Annotated in this window: 13 protein-coding genes and 3 pseudogenes; 14 read left to right on the top strand and 2 right to left on the bottom strand. The window is 45.9% G+C overall.

The annotated features are described in order from the left end of the window. Window positions 1-57 precede the first annotated feature (57 nt). Together ACETK5_RS26855 and ACETK5_RS26850 are read left to right on the top strand one after the other, a co-directional pair. Window positions 58-780, top strand: a complete 723-nt coding sequence (locus tag ACETK5_RS26855) for a hypothetical protein (RefSeq protein WP_394058928.1) — start codon at window positions 58-60, stop codon at window positions 778-780. Further along, the gene (locus tag ACETK5_RS26850) at window positions 773-2,452 is read left to right on the top strand and encodes an ORC-CDC6 family AAA ATPase (protein WP_394058926.1); all 1,680 of its coding nucleotides are present in this window, start codon (window positions 773-775) and stop codon (window positions 2,450-2,452) included. Before ACETK5_RS26855 ends, ACETK5_RS26850 begins: the two co-directional genes overlap by 8 nt. A gap of 161 nt (window positions 2,453-2,613) precedes the next feature. Here ACETK5_RS26850 and ACETK5_RS26845 read toward each other — a convergent pair. After that, a pseudogene (locus tag ACETK5_RS26845) lies at window positions 2,614-2,856 on the bottom strand (MATE family efflux transporter); the annotation flags it as partial. Here ACETK5_RS26845 and ACETK5_RS26840 point away from each other — a divergent pair. From ACETK5_RS26840 to ACETK5_RS26825, 4 genes and pseudogenes are all read left to right on the top strand, one after another. Then, window positions 2,854-3,503: pseudogene (locus ACETK5_RS26840) on the top strand (IS3 family transposase); the annotation flags it as partial. The pseudogenes ACETK5_RS26845 and ACETK5_RS26840 sit on opposite strands and share 3 nt — an antisense overlap. Before the next feature lie 588 nt (window positions 3,504-4,091). After that, window positions 4,092-4,658, top strand: a complete 567-nt coding sequence (locus tag ACETK5_RS26835; RefSeq protein ID WP_394058924.1) for an SF0329 family protein — start codon at window positions 4,092-4,094, stop codon at window positions 4,656-4,658. 60 nt (window positions 4,659-4,718) lie between these two features. Then, window positions 4,719-5,423, top strand: coding sequence for a demethylmenaquinone methyltransferase (locus tag ACETK5_RS26830; protein WP_394058922.1), 705 nt, complete (start codon window positions 4,719-4,721; stop codon window positions 5,421-5,423). 143 nt (window positions 5,424-5,566) lie between these two features. Continuing rightward, entirely contained in the window at window positions 5,567-6,538 is a 972-nt protein-coding gene (locus ACETK5_RS26825; RefSeq protein WP_394058920.1) for a tRNA dihydrouridine synthase, read from the top strand. 54 nt (window positions 6,539-6,592) lie between these two features. Here the strand turns inward: ACETK5_RS26825 and ACETK5_RS26820 are convergent. Continuing rightward, window positions 6,593-6,841: pseudogene (locus ACETK5_RS26820) on the bottom strand (winged helix-turn-helix transcriptional regulator); the annotation flags it as partial. On the opposite strand from ACETK5_RS26820, the gene ACETK5_RS26815 reads away from it, so the two are divergent. The 8 genes from ACETK5_RS26815 (at window position 6,810) to ACETK5_RS26780 (ending at window position 15,628) form a co-directional block, all read left to right on the top strand. Further along, window positions 6,810-7,406 carry an NAD(P)-dependent oxidoreductase gene (locus tag ACETK5_RS26815; protein WP_394059109.1) on the top strand — a complete coding sequence of 199 codons (597 nt, stop codon included), beginning with the start codon at window positions 6,810-6,812 and terminating at the stop codon, window positions 7,404-7,406. The pseudogene ACETK5_RS26820 and the gene ACETK5_RS26815 sit on opposite strands and share 32 nt — an antisense overlap. A gap of 299 nt (window positions 7,407-7,705) precedes the next feature. Then, window positions 7,706-8,152, top strand: a complete 447-nt coding sequence (locus ACETK5_RS26810) for a hypothetical protein (protein WP_394058918.1) — start codon at window positions 7,706-7,708, stop codon at window positions 8,150-8,152. Window positions 8,153-8,483: 331 nt separating this feature from the next. Continuing rightward, window positions 8,484-9,644, top strand: a complete 1,161-nt coding sequence (locus ACETK5_RS26805; protein ID WP_394058916.1) for a cobalamin-independent methionine synthase II family protein — start codon at window positions 8,484-8,486, stop codon at window positions 9,642-9,644. A 354-nt stretch (window positions 9,645-9,998) separates the two neighbouring features. Beyond that, a complete protein-coding gene (locus ACETK5_RS26800; protein WP_216533009.1) occupies window positions 9,999-10,808 on the top strand; it encodes an AAA family ATPase in 810 nt (269 codons plus the stop codon). Between the two features lie 210 nt (window positions 10,809-11,018). Beyond that, the gene (locus ACETK5_RS26795; RefSeq protein ID WP_394058914.1) at window positions 11,019-11,606 is read left to right on the top strand and encodes a TetR/AcrR family transcriptional regulator; all 588 of its coding nucleotides are present in this window, start codon (window positions 11,019-11,021) and stop codon (window positions 11,604-11,606) included. Window positions 11,607-11,644: 38 nt separating this feature from the next. Beyond that, the gene (locus tag ACETK5_RS26790; RefSeq protein WP_394058912.1) at window positions 11,645-12,934 is read left to right on the top strand and encodes a cytosine permease; all 1,290 of its coding nucleotides are present in this window, start codon (window positions 11,645-11,647) and stop codon (window positions 12,932-12,934) included. 4 nt (window positions 12,935-12,938) lie between these two features. Continuing rightward, the gene (locus ACETK5_RS26785; RefSeq protein ID WP_394058910.1) at window positions 12,939-14,054 is read left to right on the top strand and encodes a DUF917 domain-containing protein; all 1,116 of its coding nucleotides are present in this window, start codon (window positions 12,939-12,941) and stop codon (window positions 14,052-14,054) included. Further along, window positions 14,051-15,628, top strand: a complete 1,578-nt coding sequence (locus tag ACETK5_RS26780; protein ID WP_394058908.1) for an ROK family protein — start codon at window positions 14,051-14,053, stop codon at window positions 15,626-15,628. Before ACETK5_RS26785 ends, ACETK5_RS26780 begins: the two co-directional genes overlap by 4 nt. Window positions 15,629-15,739 lie beyond the last annotated feature (111 nt).

Genomic DNA, 15,739 nt, shown 5'->3' with positions numbered 1-15,739 from the left:
ATTAATATTTATAACATTAGTAAAATGGTATGAGCAGAGCTTGCTACTGGAGGGAATATGAGCTTACCAAGAATCGTAGAAGAAATGCTGCAAGTTTCCAAGCACATTAGTTCAAATTTGGAACGTTGTGTAGAAGAACGTCCAGAAGATTTTGCTACTGCCCATATAAGTTTAAATGTCCTTGACCAGTGGGTACTTTTCTTAAGAGAAAAAAAGCAAATTGAAGCAGTTGATGTTTTACAGGAAGCAACCTGGGACTTATTCTCGTCAGTTTATTCTGCAGCAAATGGATTATATAGGAACGCGTTTATGTCGCTCAGAAGTTCACTGGAGCTGGGAATATCATTCCTGTATTTTTATGACCATAACTACGACTTTTTACAGTGGAAAAAAGATATGTATGATGTCAAATGGGCAAATTTAAACGACCCTACAGGTAATGAGAAAAAGGATGCTATTATTTCAATTTATTACATACACTTTTTTTGTCCGGAATTAGGTGACAAAGCAAAGGGCTTCTGTGATAAAATAGTTCAACTTTATCGTAGAAGCTCACAGTATGTTCATGGGAAATATAATTATATGCATACTGTCAATGGGGCGCAAATTGCTTTCAATCAACGCCAATACGATGATTGGAAGCGGGTTTTTAATGAAATTGTTAGTGCATTAGTGACTTTGTTGACTATAAGATTCCGGATACCACCATTTGATTCAGAGATAGTTGCACATATAAAAGAGATGACAAAAGAATGTGCAGAGGTGTGGAGAGATGAGTAAAGGTTTACAGGCAATCTCATGGATTCGAACGGAAGATATTGATCCTGATGAGTTACTTGATTATTACGTCCCATCACCAGTAGACGAAACAATCTTGAATTCTATTATGGGATCTACACCTATTTTGCTTGTTGGAAGCCGTGGGACTGGAAAGACCATGTTGTTAAAGGTAGCGGAAAGAAGACTATTAGACCAATATAGAAGTAATAAAGTATTGCCATTAGAGGTTAGTTTTAGTAGTAGCCCGTTTGTAGAACCTAGATTGTTCAGGCCATGGATGCTAGCAAAAATATTATTTCAATTACAGCGTAGATTATCAAAGATGGGGTTGATTTCGTCATCAACAGGGCTGTTCCGGAGATATACAGGCATTGATATTGACGATGATAACTTAGGTAGTAAGATAAGTAGTTTTATATCCCTCCTTGAGAACTCCTGGAAAAGTGGGAATGGATTTACAGTAGAGGATGAGGAAATTAAGATTATCTTAGGTTCAAATATTCAATATATAGATGCATTAAACGAGACCGACTATTTTAAAGCATTAATAGAAGATATATGTGAGGAATTCAACATACAGAGAATTAATGTTTTTTTTGATGAGGCTGCACATAATTTTATACCAAAACAGCAAAGAGAGTTTTTTAGTTTGTTTAGGGATCTAAGGTTTGCAAAGTTATGTGGCATTGCTGCAGTCTACCCTGGATTAACAACCTATGGTGCAACTTTCCAAGCATTTCACGATGCCATTGTAATGAGAGTCGAGCGTAATATTGATTCGGTTGATTATATTAATACAATGGAGGAAATCATTAAAGCACGAGTGGAAGATAAAACGTGGGAAATGTTAAAGAACAACGGTGAAAGTTTACATGCCTTAATGCTGGCCGCAAGTGGTAATCCAAGATACTTGTTAAAAAGTTTAACTTTAGCTTCCGAAAGTTTGACAAGATTTAGGACGAGCAATGTAAATGAGGTAATAAGAGATTTTTATCGAGCTGATATTTGGAATGAACATTCAAGACTATCAAAGACTTATGTTGGTCATAGACCTTTAATTGATTGGGGAAGATCCTTCATAGAGTCAACTGTTCTACCTGATACAAAGCAAAAGAATGATGGCCGTGATGATAAGGGAGAGAAAGAAAGAACTATATACTTCGTTATTCATAGAGATGCTCCTGCCGCAATAATGGCTGCTATTCGCATCTTGGAGTATTCGGGAATAGTACGGCTCCATTCCGAGGGGGTTAAAATGACTAGGTCAGAGCTTGGTGATAGATATGCTCTAAACCTAGGAATTTTATTATCACAAGAAAGTAATCCTGTACCTAAAGCTACGGAGGTTCGCAGAGGGCTAACTAATAAAAGGTTTACGGAATTTGGATTTAATCATCCTACGTTTAAAGACCTAGAGGTAATTTGGTCAATGGATGCTGATATTGACATGAAGTCCGCAATAGAATCTATTCTAACAAGACCAATTGAGGAATTAGATATAACAGATTTTTTATACCAGAAATTAAAAAACGAATTAGGCGTAAACAATGTAGGAGAGGTTTTAAAGTTGACAGAGGAAGATTTGAGAAAAGTCAGCATGATAGGTGAAAAACGATCCAGAAAAATTATGAGTATTGCTGTAAATGCTGCTTTAGAGTATATTTCAGGTTGAATTAGGGCCACCATTAGGTGGCCTTTACTTTTCGCCGATAGCCCCGTTAAGCTGAACCGTATCATAAGTGACGGCGAAATTTTCGGCTTCACCGTAACTAAAAAAGACAGGAGCATGGGGTGCCTTTATCCTGCCTTCTTGCGTGTTTTAGGTTTTGGTTTCTACTGTACTAAACTATCCAAATCCGGATGCAATTTGTTCCGCAAAACATACAGCATAATGGCACCAACAAGGAACGCGACGGCATCTGCAATGACGAGCGACCAGACCACCCCGTGGAAGCCGTTCAACCGATTGGCGATATAGAGCACAGGAATCAGAGTAATTCCTTGAATAACTGACATAATAAATGCGGCGGTTCCTTGCGCTGTTGCTTGGAAGATCCCTGTGAACAACGTGGTCAACGGATCCGTAGAATAATGAAAAAATATAACATTGTTTGCCCCATCCGAAAAGCAAATCCTTATCGTCAAATGGCTAAGGCTACGCAGGAACATCGTGTATTAAAAATGAATTAAACCGTAAATTCAAACAAGAAACTCCTGGGAAAGTACTACTTACTGACATTACCTATTTATTTTATGGACAAGGGAAGAAAGCATATCTCTCCACGATTCAAGATGCATCCACCAATGAAATTTTGGCTTATCAGGTGTCGGATAAGATTACGCTTGATATTGCACTAGAATCGGTTAAAAAGCTAAAAAATAACCGGTCAATAACACTTACATCAGAAGCACTGATTCATTCTGATCAAGGATTCCACTACACAAATCCAACGTTTCAAAAGCTTGTAAAAAAAGTAGGGTTAAAACAATCCATGTCCAGACGTGGAAACTGTTGGGATAACGCCCCTCAAGAATCATTCTTTGGACACTTTAAAGATGAAACAGAAATTAAATCATGCGAATCATTAGATGAATTAAAATAAGAGATTAAAAGCTATATGACGTATTACAACCACTATCGATATCAATGGAACTTAAAGAAGATGACTCCTGTACAGTACAGTACAGAAATCATCTTCTTCAGAGTGCCTAACCTTTTTTAATTGTCCTTTACATGGGGTACATTTTATCTTCTGGTTGGCCTTTTTTTGTGGTCGTTTTACGATGGGGGAGCCGGGAGAAAGCGAAGGGCCATCCCACAAAGGATGGCCCTTAAACTTGCCGTCAAAGGCAGCGCGGAGAAGCGTATCACAAACATATGGTACAGCGAAGAAGTTTATTAAGCTAACGGGGAACGATAGCTCAATGAAGACATATATGAAGCAGCCGGCTTTATGGTAAAACGCAGAAAAATTGATGGGGATCCATACATAAATGGGGATATATATACCATGCTGCTTACAACAAAATGCGGTACTATCAAATGTATGTATAATGGTTCTAATATACTATCATTGTATACGATTCATGGTCTTTGTTGTTGCATTATTTGGAAAAAAAACGGTGCGGACATAGGGGGAACGGCAGACAAGGAAGCCTTGATGAGCTGTCTAAACGAACCTAGAAGCAGATATTCCATTCAATATGTGGGACATGTTTATGGGTTGTTTTTTGGCAGGGGTTTATTCATACTGAATAAGATGTGCAGATTGATACCGCGCCCCTCAGGGTTTGAAAACATAGGAGGAACCATGTCCTGGAGCAAATTGAAGCAACAGCTGGAGAGTTTTCTCAGTCCTGCATTAGCCGGAAGAGTTGAATATCGCGCAACCGGTTATCGTTATTTACCTGATAAAGCAGGGCTTTGTTATATTTCGGTAGATAAAAAGAACGTACTCCATATGAGTGATAAAACCAGCTCAATAAGGTGGTATCAGACGGAGCTGGAAATTAAGAATGATCCCCATATCCAAATTCCGATCAGCGATGATGAATTGGAAGCCGTCAGAAAGGAAACCAAAGGGACCGTTCCAGAGGATCGTCTAAACGTCATTGCAAGAAATAGAAAAGTATCCGTACTCGCAAAGGAGCTTTTGTCAGCACAGGCTGCATTAAGTAAATCCAATTTTGTCGCTACAGCGAATAAGTTCTTATCTACTTCTATAGAAGAAAGCATAGAGAGCGACGATATCTTATTGAATATTCTAGCTTTGGTGGACAGACGAGTTGGCAAAAAGCGGGTTTTAAACATGGCAGATAGGATGAAGTTAAAGCATCCGATTGTGCAATATTTTTATGAACTGCGGCGCAGGGCGTGATGAGCATAAATAATTTTCGTAGAAAGAATCATATTGCACTTGTGGAAGAGAGGGAATTTCATGTCTGAACAAACAAAGTCGGAAAGAGTTCATCAGGTATTTGAAAAGATATCGGATCAATACGACTCGATGAACTCGGTCATCACTTTTAGGAGACATATCGCATGGCGACATGATGTTATGAAACGGATGAATGTGAAAGAAGGTAGTAAAGCTCTTGATGTGTGCACTGGAACCGGAGATTGGGCGATTGCTTTAGCAAATGCTGTTGGAACGCATGGAGAAGTCATTGGATTAGATTTTAGCCAAAACATGCTGAAAATAGCACAAGATAAGCAAGAGCAAAAAGCTTTAAAGCAGCTTACCCTTATTCAGGGAAATGCCATGGATCTTCCTTTTGAAGATGATTCATTTGATTATGTAACCATTGGGTTTGGTTTAAGAAATGTACCCGATTATTCAACCGTGTTGCGGGAGATGTATCGAGTAACTAAGCCAGGCGGACAAGTCGTTTGTTTAGAAACATCCCAACCCACATTAATCGGTTATAGACAAGCTTCCCTCTTTTATGTTCGCTATATCATGCCTTTGCTTGGAAAGTTTATTGCCAAAAGTTATGATGAATACTCATGGTTACAAGAATCAGCCCGTCATTTCCCCAATAAAAATGTACTGAAACAAATGTTTTTGGAAGCGGGATTTTCCAAGGTAGATGTAAAAAGCTATAGTGGCGGTGTCGCGGCAATGCATAAGGCGATAAAATAAGGGTCTACGATTAACATATACTGCCGTTTGATTTACGCTGCTTAAACATGCTATAAGTGAAGGAAAAGCAAGGACATGAACAGGTTAGATTTATCATTTCGAGGACAAAGATTTGTCCTGATATTTATAGAGGGGTATTGGATATGAAAGACAATTTTTGGCGTGATTTGCCACGACCTTTTTTTGTACTGGCGCCCATGGAAGATGTGACAGATGTTGTGTTTCGCCATGTCGTAAGTGAAGCCGCCAGACCGGATGTGTTTTTTACGGAGTTTGCGAATTCCGAGAGCTATTGTCACCCGGATGGGAACCATAGTGTACGCGGACGTTTGACTTTTACAGAGGATGAACAGCCGATGGTAGCCCATATCTGGGGAGATAAGCCGGAATTCTTTCGTCAGATGAGTATCGGGATGGCGAAAGAAGGGTTTAAAGGCATTGATATTAATATGGGTTGTCCTGTAGCGAATGTAGCGGAGAATGGGAAGGGAAGCGGCCTGATCTGCCGTCCCGATATTGCAGCGGATATTATCCAGGCGGCCAAAGCCGGGGGACTGCCCGTCAGTGTAAAAACAAGGCTCGGTTTCACGGCTGTAGACGAATGGCGCGACTGGTTGACCCATATTTTGAAGCAAGACATTGTGAACCTGTCCATTCATCTGCGGACAAGAGAGGAAATGAGCAAGGTCGACGCGCATTGGGAACTGATACCAGAGATTAAGAAGCTTCGTGATGAGGTAGCACCCGATACGCTGCTAACCATTAACGGGGATATTCCTGACCGTCAGACCGGCCTCAAGCTCGCTGAACAATATGGTGTGGATGGCATTATGATTGGGCGTGGGATTTTCCATAATCCATTTGCTTTTGAGAAGGAGCCGAGGGATCATAGCAGTGAGGAATTGCTTGATCTGCTCCGGCTGCATCTGGATCTCCATGATCAATATTCGGCACAGATGCGGTGCTCCTTCAGCGCACTTGTCCGCTTCTTCAAAATCTATGTTCGTGGATTCCGAGGGGCAAGTGAACTCAGAAATAACTTAATGAACGCAAAATCAACAAGTGAAGTAAGGGCGCTGCTTGATGAATTTGTGGTGGAGGAACAGAATAGGTAGGCTGGTAGTCTACATTAGAAAAGAGGGGCTCATGCCCCTCTTTTTCATTTAACTTTATGGTAACAACTGATCTTGTGTGCCGCTTTTATTACCCATATATTCCAAGTGAGCAGCTCCCCATTCGTGCATCATGAACAAAATAGGCTTCAACGTGTTCCCATACTGGGTAATGGAATATTCAACTTTGGGCGGGACTTGAGGATAGACAACTCGCTGGATAATGTTCTGTTCTTCTAATTCCCGTAATTGATTTGTCAGCATCTTTTGGGTTATCGACGGAATCAGTCTTTTTAGTTCACTGAATGCACTTAGGGAAAGACTTCATGTTACTGCACTTGTTCGCACACCAGCTAAGATGAAATATACGGATGAAAATTTAACCCTGATCCAAGGGAATGCCTTAAATAAAGATGATATCAGGCGTTCTATACGTGGCATAGATGTGGTCGTTAGTGCATTAAGTACAGATGGAACCACTACTTTATCGGAAAGTATGCCGCTCATTATGGAAGCAATGAAAACCGAAGGCAAAAAACGACTTATCACCATTGGAACGGCGGGAATTTTGCAAAGCAGAACCAGCCCTGCGATCCTTCGTTATCAGGCAAGTGAATCCAAACGTAAGTCTACCCGTGCAGCGGAAGAACATCATAAAGTATACAGCATGCTGAAACAATCAGACCTCGAATGGACGATTGTCTGTCCTGCCTATTTATCCGACGGAGAACGGATGGAGAAGTATCGTGAAGAACGTGACTTTTTGCCTGAGGGTGGATTTGTTATCGCTGTTTCGGATACTGCGGAGTTCACATACCGCCAGATTCACAGTAGCGAATATATTAAATCACGTGTCGGTATTTCATATTAATACGGGATCAGGATCAAGTGCAGATACCATTCTCTTTCACGACTGTCTATTTTTCTTAGTTCACACATGTGGAGAGTGTGGGTGTGTTGGTTAGGGGCAGTAAATCGAAAGGTAAATGAAGCAGAGGGAACATTACATTCTCTCTGCTTTTTTAATCTAAAATATAATAAAAGAACCATTAAAGTTGAGAAGCAAGAGTGGATAGATTCAGCGTAGATCCGGAACGAGAAAAAATTAGTCGGATAACTTAATGGTAATTATTACGTTATAAGAATTAACAATAAAATTGGAGGTTTGTGATGAGCAAAAAATTTATATTTATTGTTTTATTTTTTTGTATCTTGCCGCTGACTACTTCTTGTAGCAGTTCAAAAGAAGTGATACCTCCAGCCAAAGAAGAACAGATAAAACCGGAGTTTAAGATTCAATTGCATGATGTTGCTACTATCGTTATTGTAGGTTCTCAAGGAAATCGAACGGAAATTACCGATCCGGATGACATACGAAATTTTATCAACCTCATAAACTCTGAATATCAAACTGAAAGTCCAGGAGCAGTAAATGATGTGGGATATCGCGATGTTATAATTAGCATGAAAGACGGTAAAGAGATAAATCTAATTTTCGGAGGGAATGGACATTACTTTGTCGTCTCGGAAACAAACTTTGCATACTTTCTTAAACCAGATCAATCCACTAACGATTTAAGGGACCTAATTGAACGAATTGAGAAAGAAAATAAGTGAGTACGGGGCTGACCCTAATATGATTTTGCAGTACTACTAGTATACAACGTTACTCTACCAACATTTGAAAGCCCATATATTTTGGTAGCATAAGCGTGAGTACCAAATGGCATGTTGCACTGTTCCTTACTTCCTTCTAAATGGACACCTATAATTTGATTTGTATTATAAGCCTTAAAATAACGATTTCCAGTCTCATTCAGTATCCATAGTAATCTCAGCCGTCATGCTTGTTATAGCTTTTAGCTATAACTAGTTATGAGATTTTGGTATGCCTTATAACCCCGCTCGTCGTGATATGATATCGCTATACAACGAGGGGGTTATGTACATGACTGATAAGTTTCAGATCGTAGGAAGTTTGTTGCGGCCCGAAGAGCTGCTGAAATATAAAACGCAAATTGAACATCGTGATGATATCCAGTATCCGTTCTATGAGAATTTCGAAGGGTATGCCGAGTGCGAGACCGAGGCGATCAAACAGGTCGTGAAAAAGGAAATCGAGCATAACCTGTCGGTTGTTACGGACGGCGAATTCTCCAAATCGATGTGGCATCTTGATTTTGTGTGGGGCTTTGGCGGAGTTGAGCGTTATATCGCGGACCATGGCTACTTTTTCCGGGATGTGGACGGAACCTCAAAATATGAAACACGCAAAGATATTGGCCTGCGCATTACTGGCGCACTAAGCGGAAAGAATCATCACTTCATTAAGCTGTTTAAACAGCTGCAAGAAACGGCTGGCGATCAGCAAACGAAACTTTGTGTCCCTTCTCCTTCCCATATCTACGGTGAACTTTCCTGGTCTGATAACATTGGCGGTACGGATGCGGTTTATCAGAACAAACAGGAGCTCAAAGCGGGCCTTGTGAGCGCCTATAAAGAATTCGTGGAGGAATTCGCTGCGGCAGGCGGCAAAATCCTGCAATTCGATGATTGCTTATGGGAGCTGTTTGCAGACGACAACCCGAACTCTCCGTTTACAGGGGAGCATATTAATCAAGCGGAAGTACAGGGTCTCGCCACCGAATTTATTGAGATTAACAATACCGTGATTGACTTCGGTCATAGCCTCGGCTTGAAAATGTGGACACACAACTGCCGCGGTAACTACGATTCCCGCAACATGGGCGGTGGATCTTATGCGAAAATCGCCAACCTGTTCCTGAAGCAATTGAAATATGATCGCTTCTTCCTGGAGTGGGATGATGATCGTGCGGGTTCGATTGAAGCACTGGAGGTTTTCAAGGACAGACCGGAAACGGAGATTGTTCTGGGCCTGCTGTCTTCCAAAACAAATACGCTTGATGATGAAGCACGCGTCATCCGTCTGCTTGACGAAGCGTCCAAAATCATTGATAAGGATCGTCTGCTGCTCTCACATCAATGCGGCTTTGCGTCCTGCGATGGCGGAAACGAGCTAAGCGAAGCCGAGCAGTGGGCAAAAATCGATCAAGGTCAACAGATTGCCAAGCAATACTGGAATAACTAAATTCGGATAAACATCATCTTGAGCTAAAAGGGATGACTCAAAGGGCCGCTAATGGACCCCGCGAGTCATCTCTTTTTGTATGCAGCGTTTTCCGTCGTTCAAACGCAGAAACCGCGAATCAGGACGTGACATTTGATGTAGTTCGAGACATTTGATAGGTATGCCTAGCTTCTTCTATACATCAAGCAAGCTGCAAAAGACCATTCCATAGGCTAAGTCGGCCTGAAATGTTGAATCGAACAGGAGAAGACTTCGCTTATGAAGAAGTTATATGCTTCCAGCTTTCTTTGCTGAAGGTTGCGGGGTATGAATATTAAACCGCATTAATTCATTTTCCGAGAGGTGAGCGAGACGATGCAATATTTAAGTAACTTCAAACTCTCTCCTTACATTTCCAGCAACCCGAATATATATCCCGATCATGTATTCAGACACATGGCAGGGGAAGTTCTGCTGTTTGATCGAATCACGGTATTATACGGCAGTAATGGCTCCGGCAAATCCACCTTGCTGAATCTGATCGCCAACAAATTGGGAATTGCGGGCGCTGAGCGAATGACAAGTTATGGTCACAACGTGTACGCGCAGCGGTTTATCGAGGAGAGCAGCTATCAACTCGGGCATGATGAACAGGAGCGTCCCATATATAAGCTTCCCGACGGGAGCCGGTACATCAAGTCAGAGGATCTATTGTATGAAATCAAGAAAATACAGCAGGAAAACGTGCTTCGCGAGGGGCTGCTGCATGAGCAGCTCGTTCAGGGAAAGAGCAAGGCCGAGGTAGAAGAGCTGGAGCAGTCGTATGAATTCAAGAAGAAGATGGATATCATTCAATTCGCTCAGGAGAAGTATTCGAACGGGGAAAGCTCGATGCAGTTTTTTGAGGAATATTTGCTTCCCGGGAAACTGTATTTATTGGATGAACCGGAAACGTCGCTTTCTCCGGCGAATCAAATCAAGCTGGCCGAGCAAATGAACGATCTGGCGCGTTATTTTGACAGTCAATTCATTATTGCTACGCACTCTCCCTTTGTTCTGGGCACGCTTCATGCCAAGATCTACAATCTCGATGCCAAGATTTTGCAGACGGCAGAATGGTTTGAGCTGGACAATGTGCAATTCTTTTACCGATTTTTTCATAAACATCAAAGATTGTTTGAATGAATAGGGTTCAAGTTTCCAGAAGAGGTATCCTTCGAGTAAGGATATCTCTTTTTGGTATGGTATTTTATCCACCTCAGTACATGGTCCTGCTTGAATGCTGAACGTATAAATATTGGAAGACCATTTGGAAGAACAATCAAATAGATTGATTTTTATGCAGAAAGTTGTATAATCTACTTAATTAACGTTAATTAAAATGGAGAAAAGGGGATGAACATGACCAGAACGAAGCTGAAAGAAGCTGCGCTGAGGTTATTCGGACAGAAGGGCTACGACGGAACGGCATTATCGGAAATCGCGAAGGAGGTCGGCGTCAAGACACCGGCAATCTACGCCTTTTTTGAGAGCAAGGAAGATCTGTTCATGACGGTCTTCGAAGAATCGATGAGCGCCTATAACGAATATATCCAAGCGATGGCAGAAACCAGCAAAGGAATGAGTACGGAGAAAAAACTGCATGCGCTGCTGCTTCGCCAATACGATTTCCACCGGGACAAGCGGGAGCTTGCCGTATTTGCCTTCCGGTACTTAATTTTCCCGCCGGATTTCTTGCTGGAACGGATGCAGGAGGCATTTGGGCGTTTCGATACGCTGTTGAGCCGCATTATCGTCGAGATCATGCAGGAAGGTCTGGATCGCGGCGAATTGGCCATCGTCCCGATGGAGACGCTGGTGGATTCGTACCTCACCTTGATGGACGGGCTGGGCATGCAATATTACTACTATAAATCGCCGGAGCTGTTCGAACGGAAACTGAAACATGCCTTTGAGATGTTCTGGAGATCCGTCGAAGCTTAGGCATTCAACAAGATGGTACAGAAAGCAGAGGGTGGAACATGAGCAACGATACGAAAATAGAAGATTACGAACGGGAGCCCGTACCCCAGCATTTGCGGAAATCGTGGCTCTCGATGGCATTTGTCTGGATTGCGATTGGCATTGACCTGTCTGCGATGTTTCTGGGTGCGCAGCTCGGCGCGGGCATGAGTATCGGCGACTCGTTTACGGCGGTTATCGTCGGTTCAGCGATATTGGGCATAATCGGGGCTGTCTGCGCATATGTGGGAGCCAAAACGGGCCTGTCGACGGCCATGATCAGCCGGTTTCTGTTTGGGAACCAAGGGGCACTGATCGTCTCGGTCATTCTCGGCATTTCATCGCTGGGCTGGTTCGGCGTTCAGGTCGGCTTCTTCGCTTCCAACTTCCAGACGGCGTTGAGCGAGCTATGGGGTTGGCATTGGTCGCTCTGGGTGCTGTCGATCATTGGTGGACTTCTCATGATGTCCACGGCGATCTGGGGCTACAGGGCGATTGAAAAATTAAGCGTCTGGTCGGTACCGCTGCTCGTTGTGTTTATTATTATCGCGCTGGTTATGGCGCTTAACGGGGAAGGCGGAAGCACCGTCTGGTCACCGTTCGAGGGTGAGGCCCTGCCGATGGGGACGGCGATATCGCTGGTCATCGGTATCTTTATCCTTGGAACGGCGCTGTCCCCTGACATCGCGCGCTGGGCCAAAACGCCAAAGCATGCAGTTACCGCAGCGTTTATCGGTTTCTTTGTCGGCAACAGCTTCATGACCATCATTGCGATCTTCCTGTCGCGTGCAATGGATTCCGACGATCTGACGGGCATTCTTCTGACGCTCGGACTCGGTATTCCGGCGATTATCGTGCTGACACTGGCACAATGGACGACCAATACGAACAATCTATATTCCGCGGGGCTGGGCTTCTCCGTTGTCTTCAAACGGATGCCTAAATTCGTGATCACGATTATTGCAGGTTTAATTGCGACGGCACTTGCTTGTTTTGGTATTTATGACCGTTTCATGACGTTCCTGACGTACATTACGATGCTTGTCGCACCGCTGGGCGGCATATATACGGCTGAGTATTTGTTGGTGAACAAAAATAAATTCTCGTTTGACGGGCTCGACAGCAATCGGAGCTGGATTCCCCGCTCCATCGTCGTATGGGTCATAGCCACGTTCTTCGGGTTTATGACAACGATGGCCCCGGATGGGCTCGGATGGTTCCATGTGACGCAGGTTCCGGCGCTGGACAGCTTCTTGATGGCATTTATCGTACAAGCAATCATAGGCAAATGGGTAGTAAAGAAGGGATGAAAGCATGAACAAGGCAACCAGATTAACCACATTGGATGAACAAGCCATTGAATATATCGCGATAGGAGCTGCGGTGCTTGGCACGGGCGGCGGTGGAGATCCTCATGTCGGAAAATTGATGGCCATGGAGGCGATCCGCAAGTTTGGCCCGGTTCGAATCGCCCAGCTCGAAGAGCTGGACGATGAAGGGCTTATCGTGCCGGTATCGATGATCGGAGCACCGACGGTGATGCTGGAGAAAATCCCTTCGGCTGAACAGCTGACCAAACCGCTTGATCTGATGGAGAGAGAACTCGGCCGCAAGGTGGATGCTGTCATGCCGATCGAGGTCGGCGGCGGCAACTCGCTCGTTCCGGTCATTGCGGCGGCGCAGCGCGGAATTCCGCTCGTCGATGCCGATGCGATGGGGCGTGCGTTTCCCGAATCGCAGATGGTGACGTTCCATCTGGAAGGCATCCCGTGCAGCCCGGTGGCGATGGCGGACGAGCGCGGCAACAGCGCGCTGATGCATACGATTGATGGCGTGTGGGAAGAACGGATGGCGCGTGCGCTGACGGTGGAGATGGGGGGTTCTGCCTCCATCTGCGATTATCCGGTATCCGGAGCCCAAGCGAAGCAGAGCGCGATCGGCGGCACGCTGACGCTCGCCTATGAGATCGGGCGGACGCTGTTCGAAGCGAAGCAGCAGAAGCTGAATCCTGTGCGCGAGCTGCTCACGAAGCTGAACGGCCATGCCTTGTTCCATGGCAAGGCCGTGGATATCCGTCGCCGCATGGACGGCGGCTTTACGCGCGGCGAAGCGGTATTCGAAGGTACCGGCGAGAATAAGGGAAAAACGATGCGGCTGTTTTTCCAGAATGAGTTCCTGCTCGCCACCGTTGATGATCAACCGCTTGCTATTACGCCTGACCTGATTACGCTGTTGGATCAGGATACGGGTATGCCGGTAACGACGGAGAACTTGAAGTATGGTGCTCGGGTAACGGCAGCAGGTTTGCCGTGCGATGACAAATGGCGCACGCCAAAAGGCATCGAGACGGCCGGGCCGAGATATTTCGGTTATGACTTTGATTATGTGCCGATCGAGACGTTGGCTTCGAAAGGAGGTGCGGCGAAATGACCGAGGTTACAACGGCTAATGCAAACCAGGTTTACCGCATCGGGATTGATGTGGGGGGGACGAATACGGACGCCGCCCTGCTGGATTCCGACTTGCGCTGTGTGCACAAGGTGAAGGTCCACACGACTGCCGACGTGAACGAAGGCATTGTGGAGGCTGTTCGCCGGCTGCTGCAGGAAAGCGGCGTGAATGGAGCAGACATTCGCTATGCGATGCTCGGCACCACGCATTGCACCAATGCCATCGTGGAGCGCAAGCATCTTGGCCGGGTCGGCCTGATTCGTATCGGCGCTCCGGCAACGACAGCCGTTCCGCCGCTTGCTGGCTGGGACGAGTCGCTGCGCGCGGCAGTTGGGCCGCATAGCTATGTCGCCTCTGGCGGCTATGAGTATGACGGCCGCAAGATCGCGAATCTGGACGAAGAGGAGATCGCCGAACTGTGCCGCCGGATGAGCGGAGAAGTCGACGCCGTGGCGGTATGCGGTGTATTTGCTCCAGTGAATCGTGAGCAGGAGAAGCGCGTTGGAGACATCGTGCGCGAGGTGTTGGGTTCGGACATGCCGGTCACCTACTCCAGCGAGATTGGCAGCATCGGATTGCTGGAGCGGGAGAATGCCTCCGTGCTGAATGCGGCGCTGCTGCAAGTCATTGCGGGCGTGGTGCGCGGCTTTGAGGAAGCGCTGAACGGCTTCGGTATCCATGCGCAGCTGTACATTTGCCAGAATGACGGCACGTTGATGAAGAGCGAATATGCGCTTCGTTACCCGATTCTGACGATTGCGTGCGGTCCGACGAATTCGATTCGGGGCGCGGCGCACTTGTCCGGGCTGAGCGACGCGCTGGTCGTTGACATCGGCGGCACGACGACGGATATCGGCGTGCTCGTGCAAGGCTTCCCGCGCCAGTCATCGGCAGCGGTGGATATCGGCGGCATTCGCACGAATTTCCGGATGCCGGACATTTTGTCCATTGGCCTCGGCGGCGGCACCATCGTCCGGCTGGACGACGCAGGCGGCGTGATGGTTGGCCCGGACAGCGTGGGCTACAAGCTGATGACACGGGCCCGCATCTTTGGCGGAGATACGCTGACGACGACGGACGTAGCCGTGAAGCTGGGCCGTGCAGAATGGCCGGGCACAAACGCGGATGCCGTGGACGAAGCTGTATGCGGTAAAGTGGATGCAGTCATGCAGCAGATTCTAGAGGATGCCATTGACCGGATGAAAACGAGTGCCGACCCGGTCGATGTCATTCTGGTCGGCGGCGGCAGTCTGTTGGTACCGGATACGCTTGCAGGGGCAAGCCGAATCATCCGGCCGGACAACTATGATGCGGCGAACGCGATCGGCGCAGCGCTGGGAGAGGTTAGCGGCGAGTCGGAGCGAATCTATTCGCTGGACGACTGGAGCTATGACGACGTCATCCGCGATGCGAAGGAAAGCGCCATGAACGAGGCAGCTGCAGCTGGCGCGAATCCGCAGACCGTACAGATCGTGTCCGTCGAGGACATTCCGATTGCGTATTTGCCGGGCAATGCGCTGCTTGTGAAAGTGAAAGCTGCGGGTAAGCTGTAACGCGCAAGGCATGCGCTTCACTCGGCCGCATTCGCGGCCGCATGAGAAGTGTGTGCATAGCCAGTGAGCATTCGTATATCGGTGCTCGCGGCGAACGGCGCGGGACTCAAG

It is taken from the genome of Paenibacillus ilasis, assembly GCF_043195395.1.
Lineage (GTDB): Bacteria > Bacillota > Bacilli > Paenibacillales > Paenibacillaceae > Paenibacillus_AQ > Paenibacillus_AQ lautus.
Note: the sequence above shows the minus strand (reverse complement) of the source record. Positions and strands in the feature narration are given on the sequence as shown.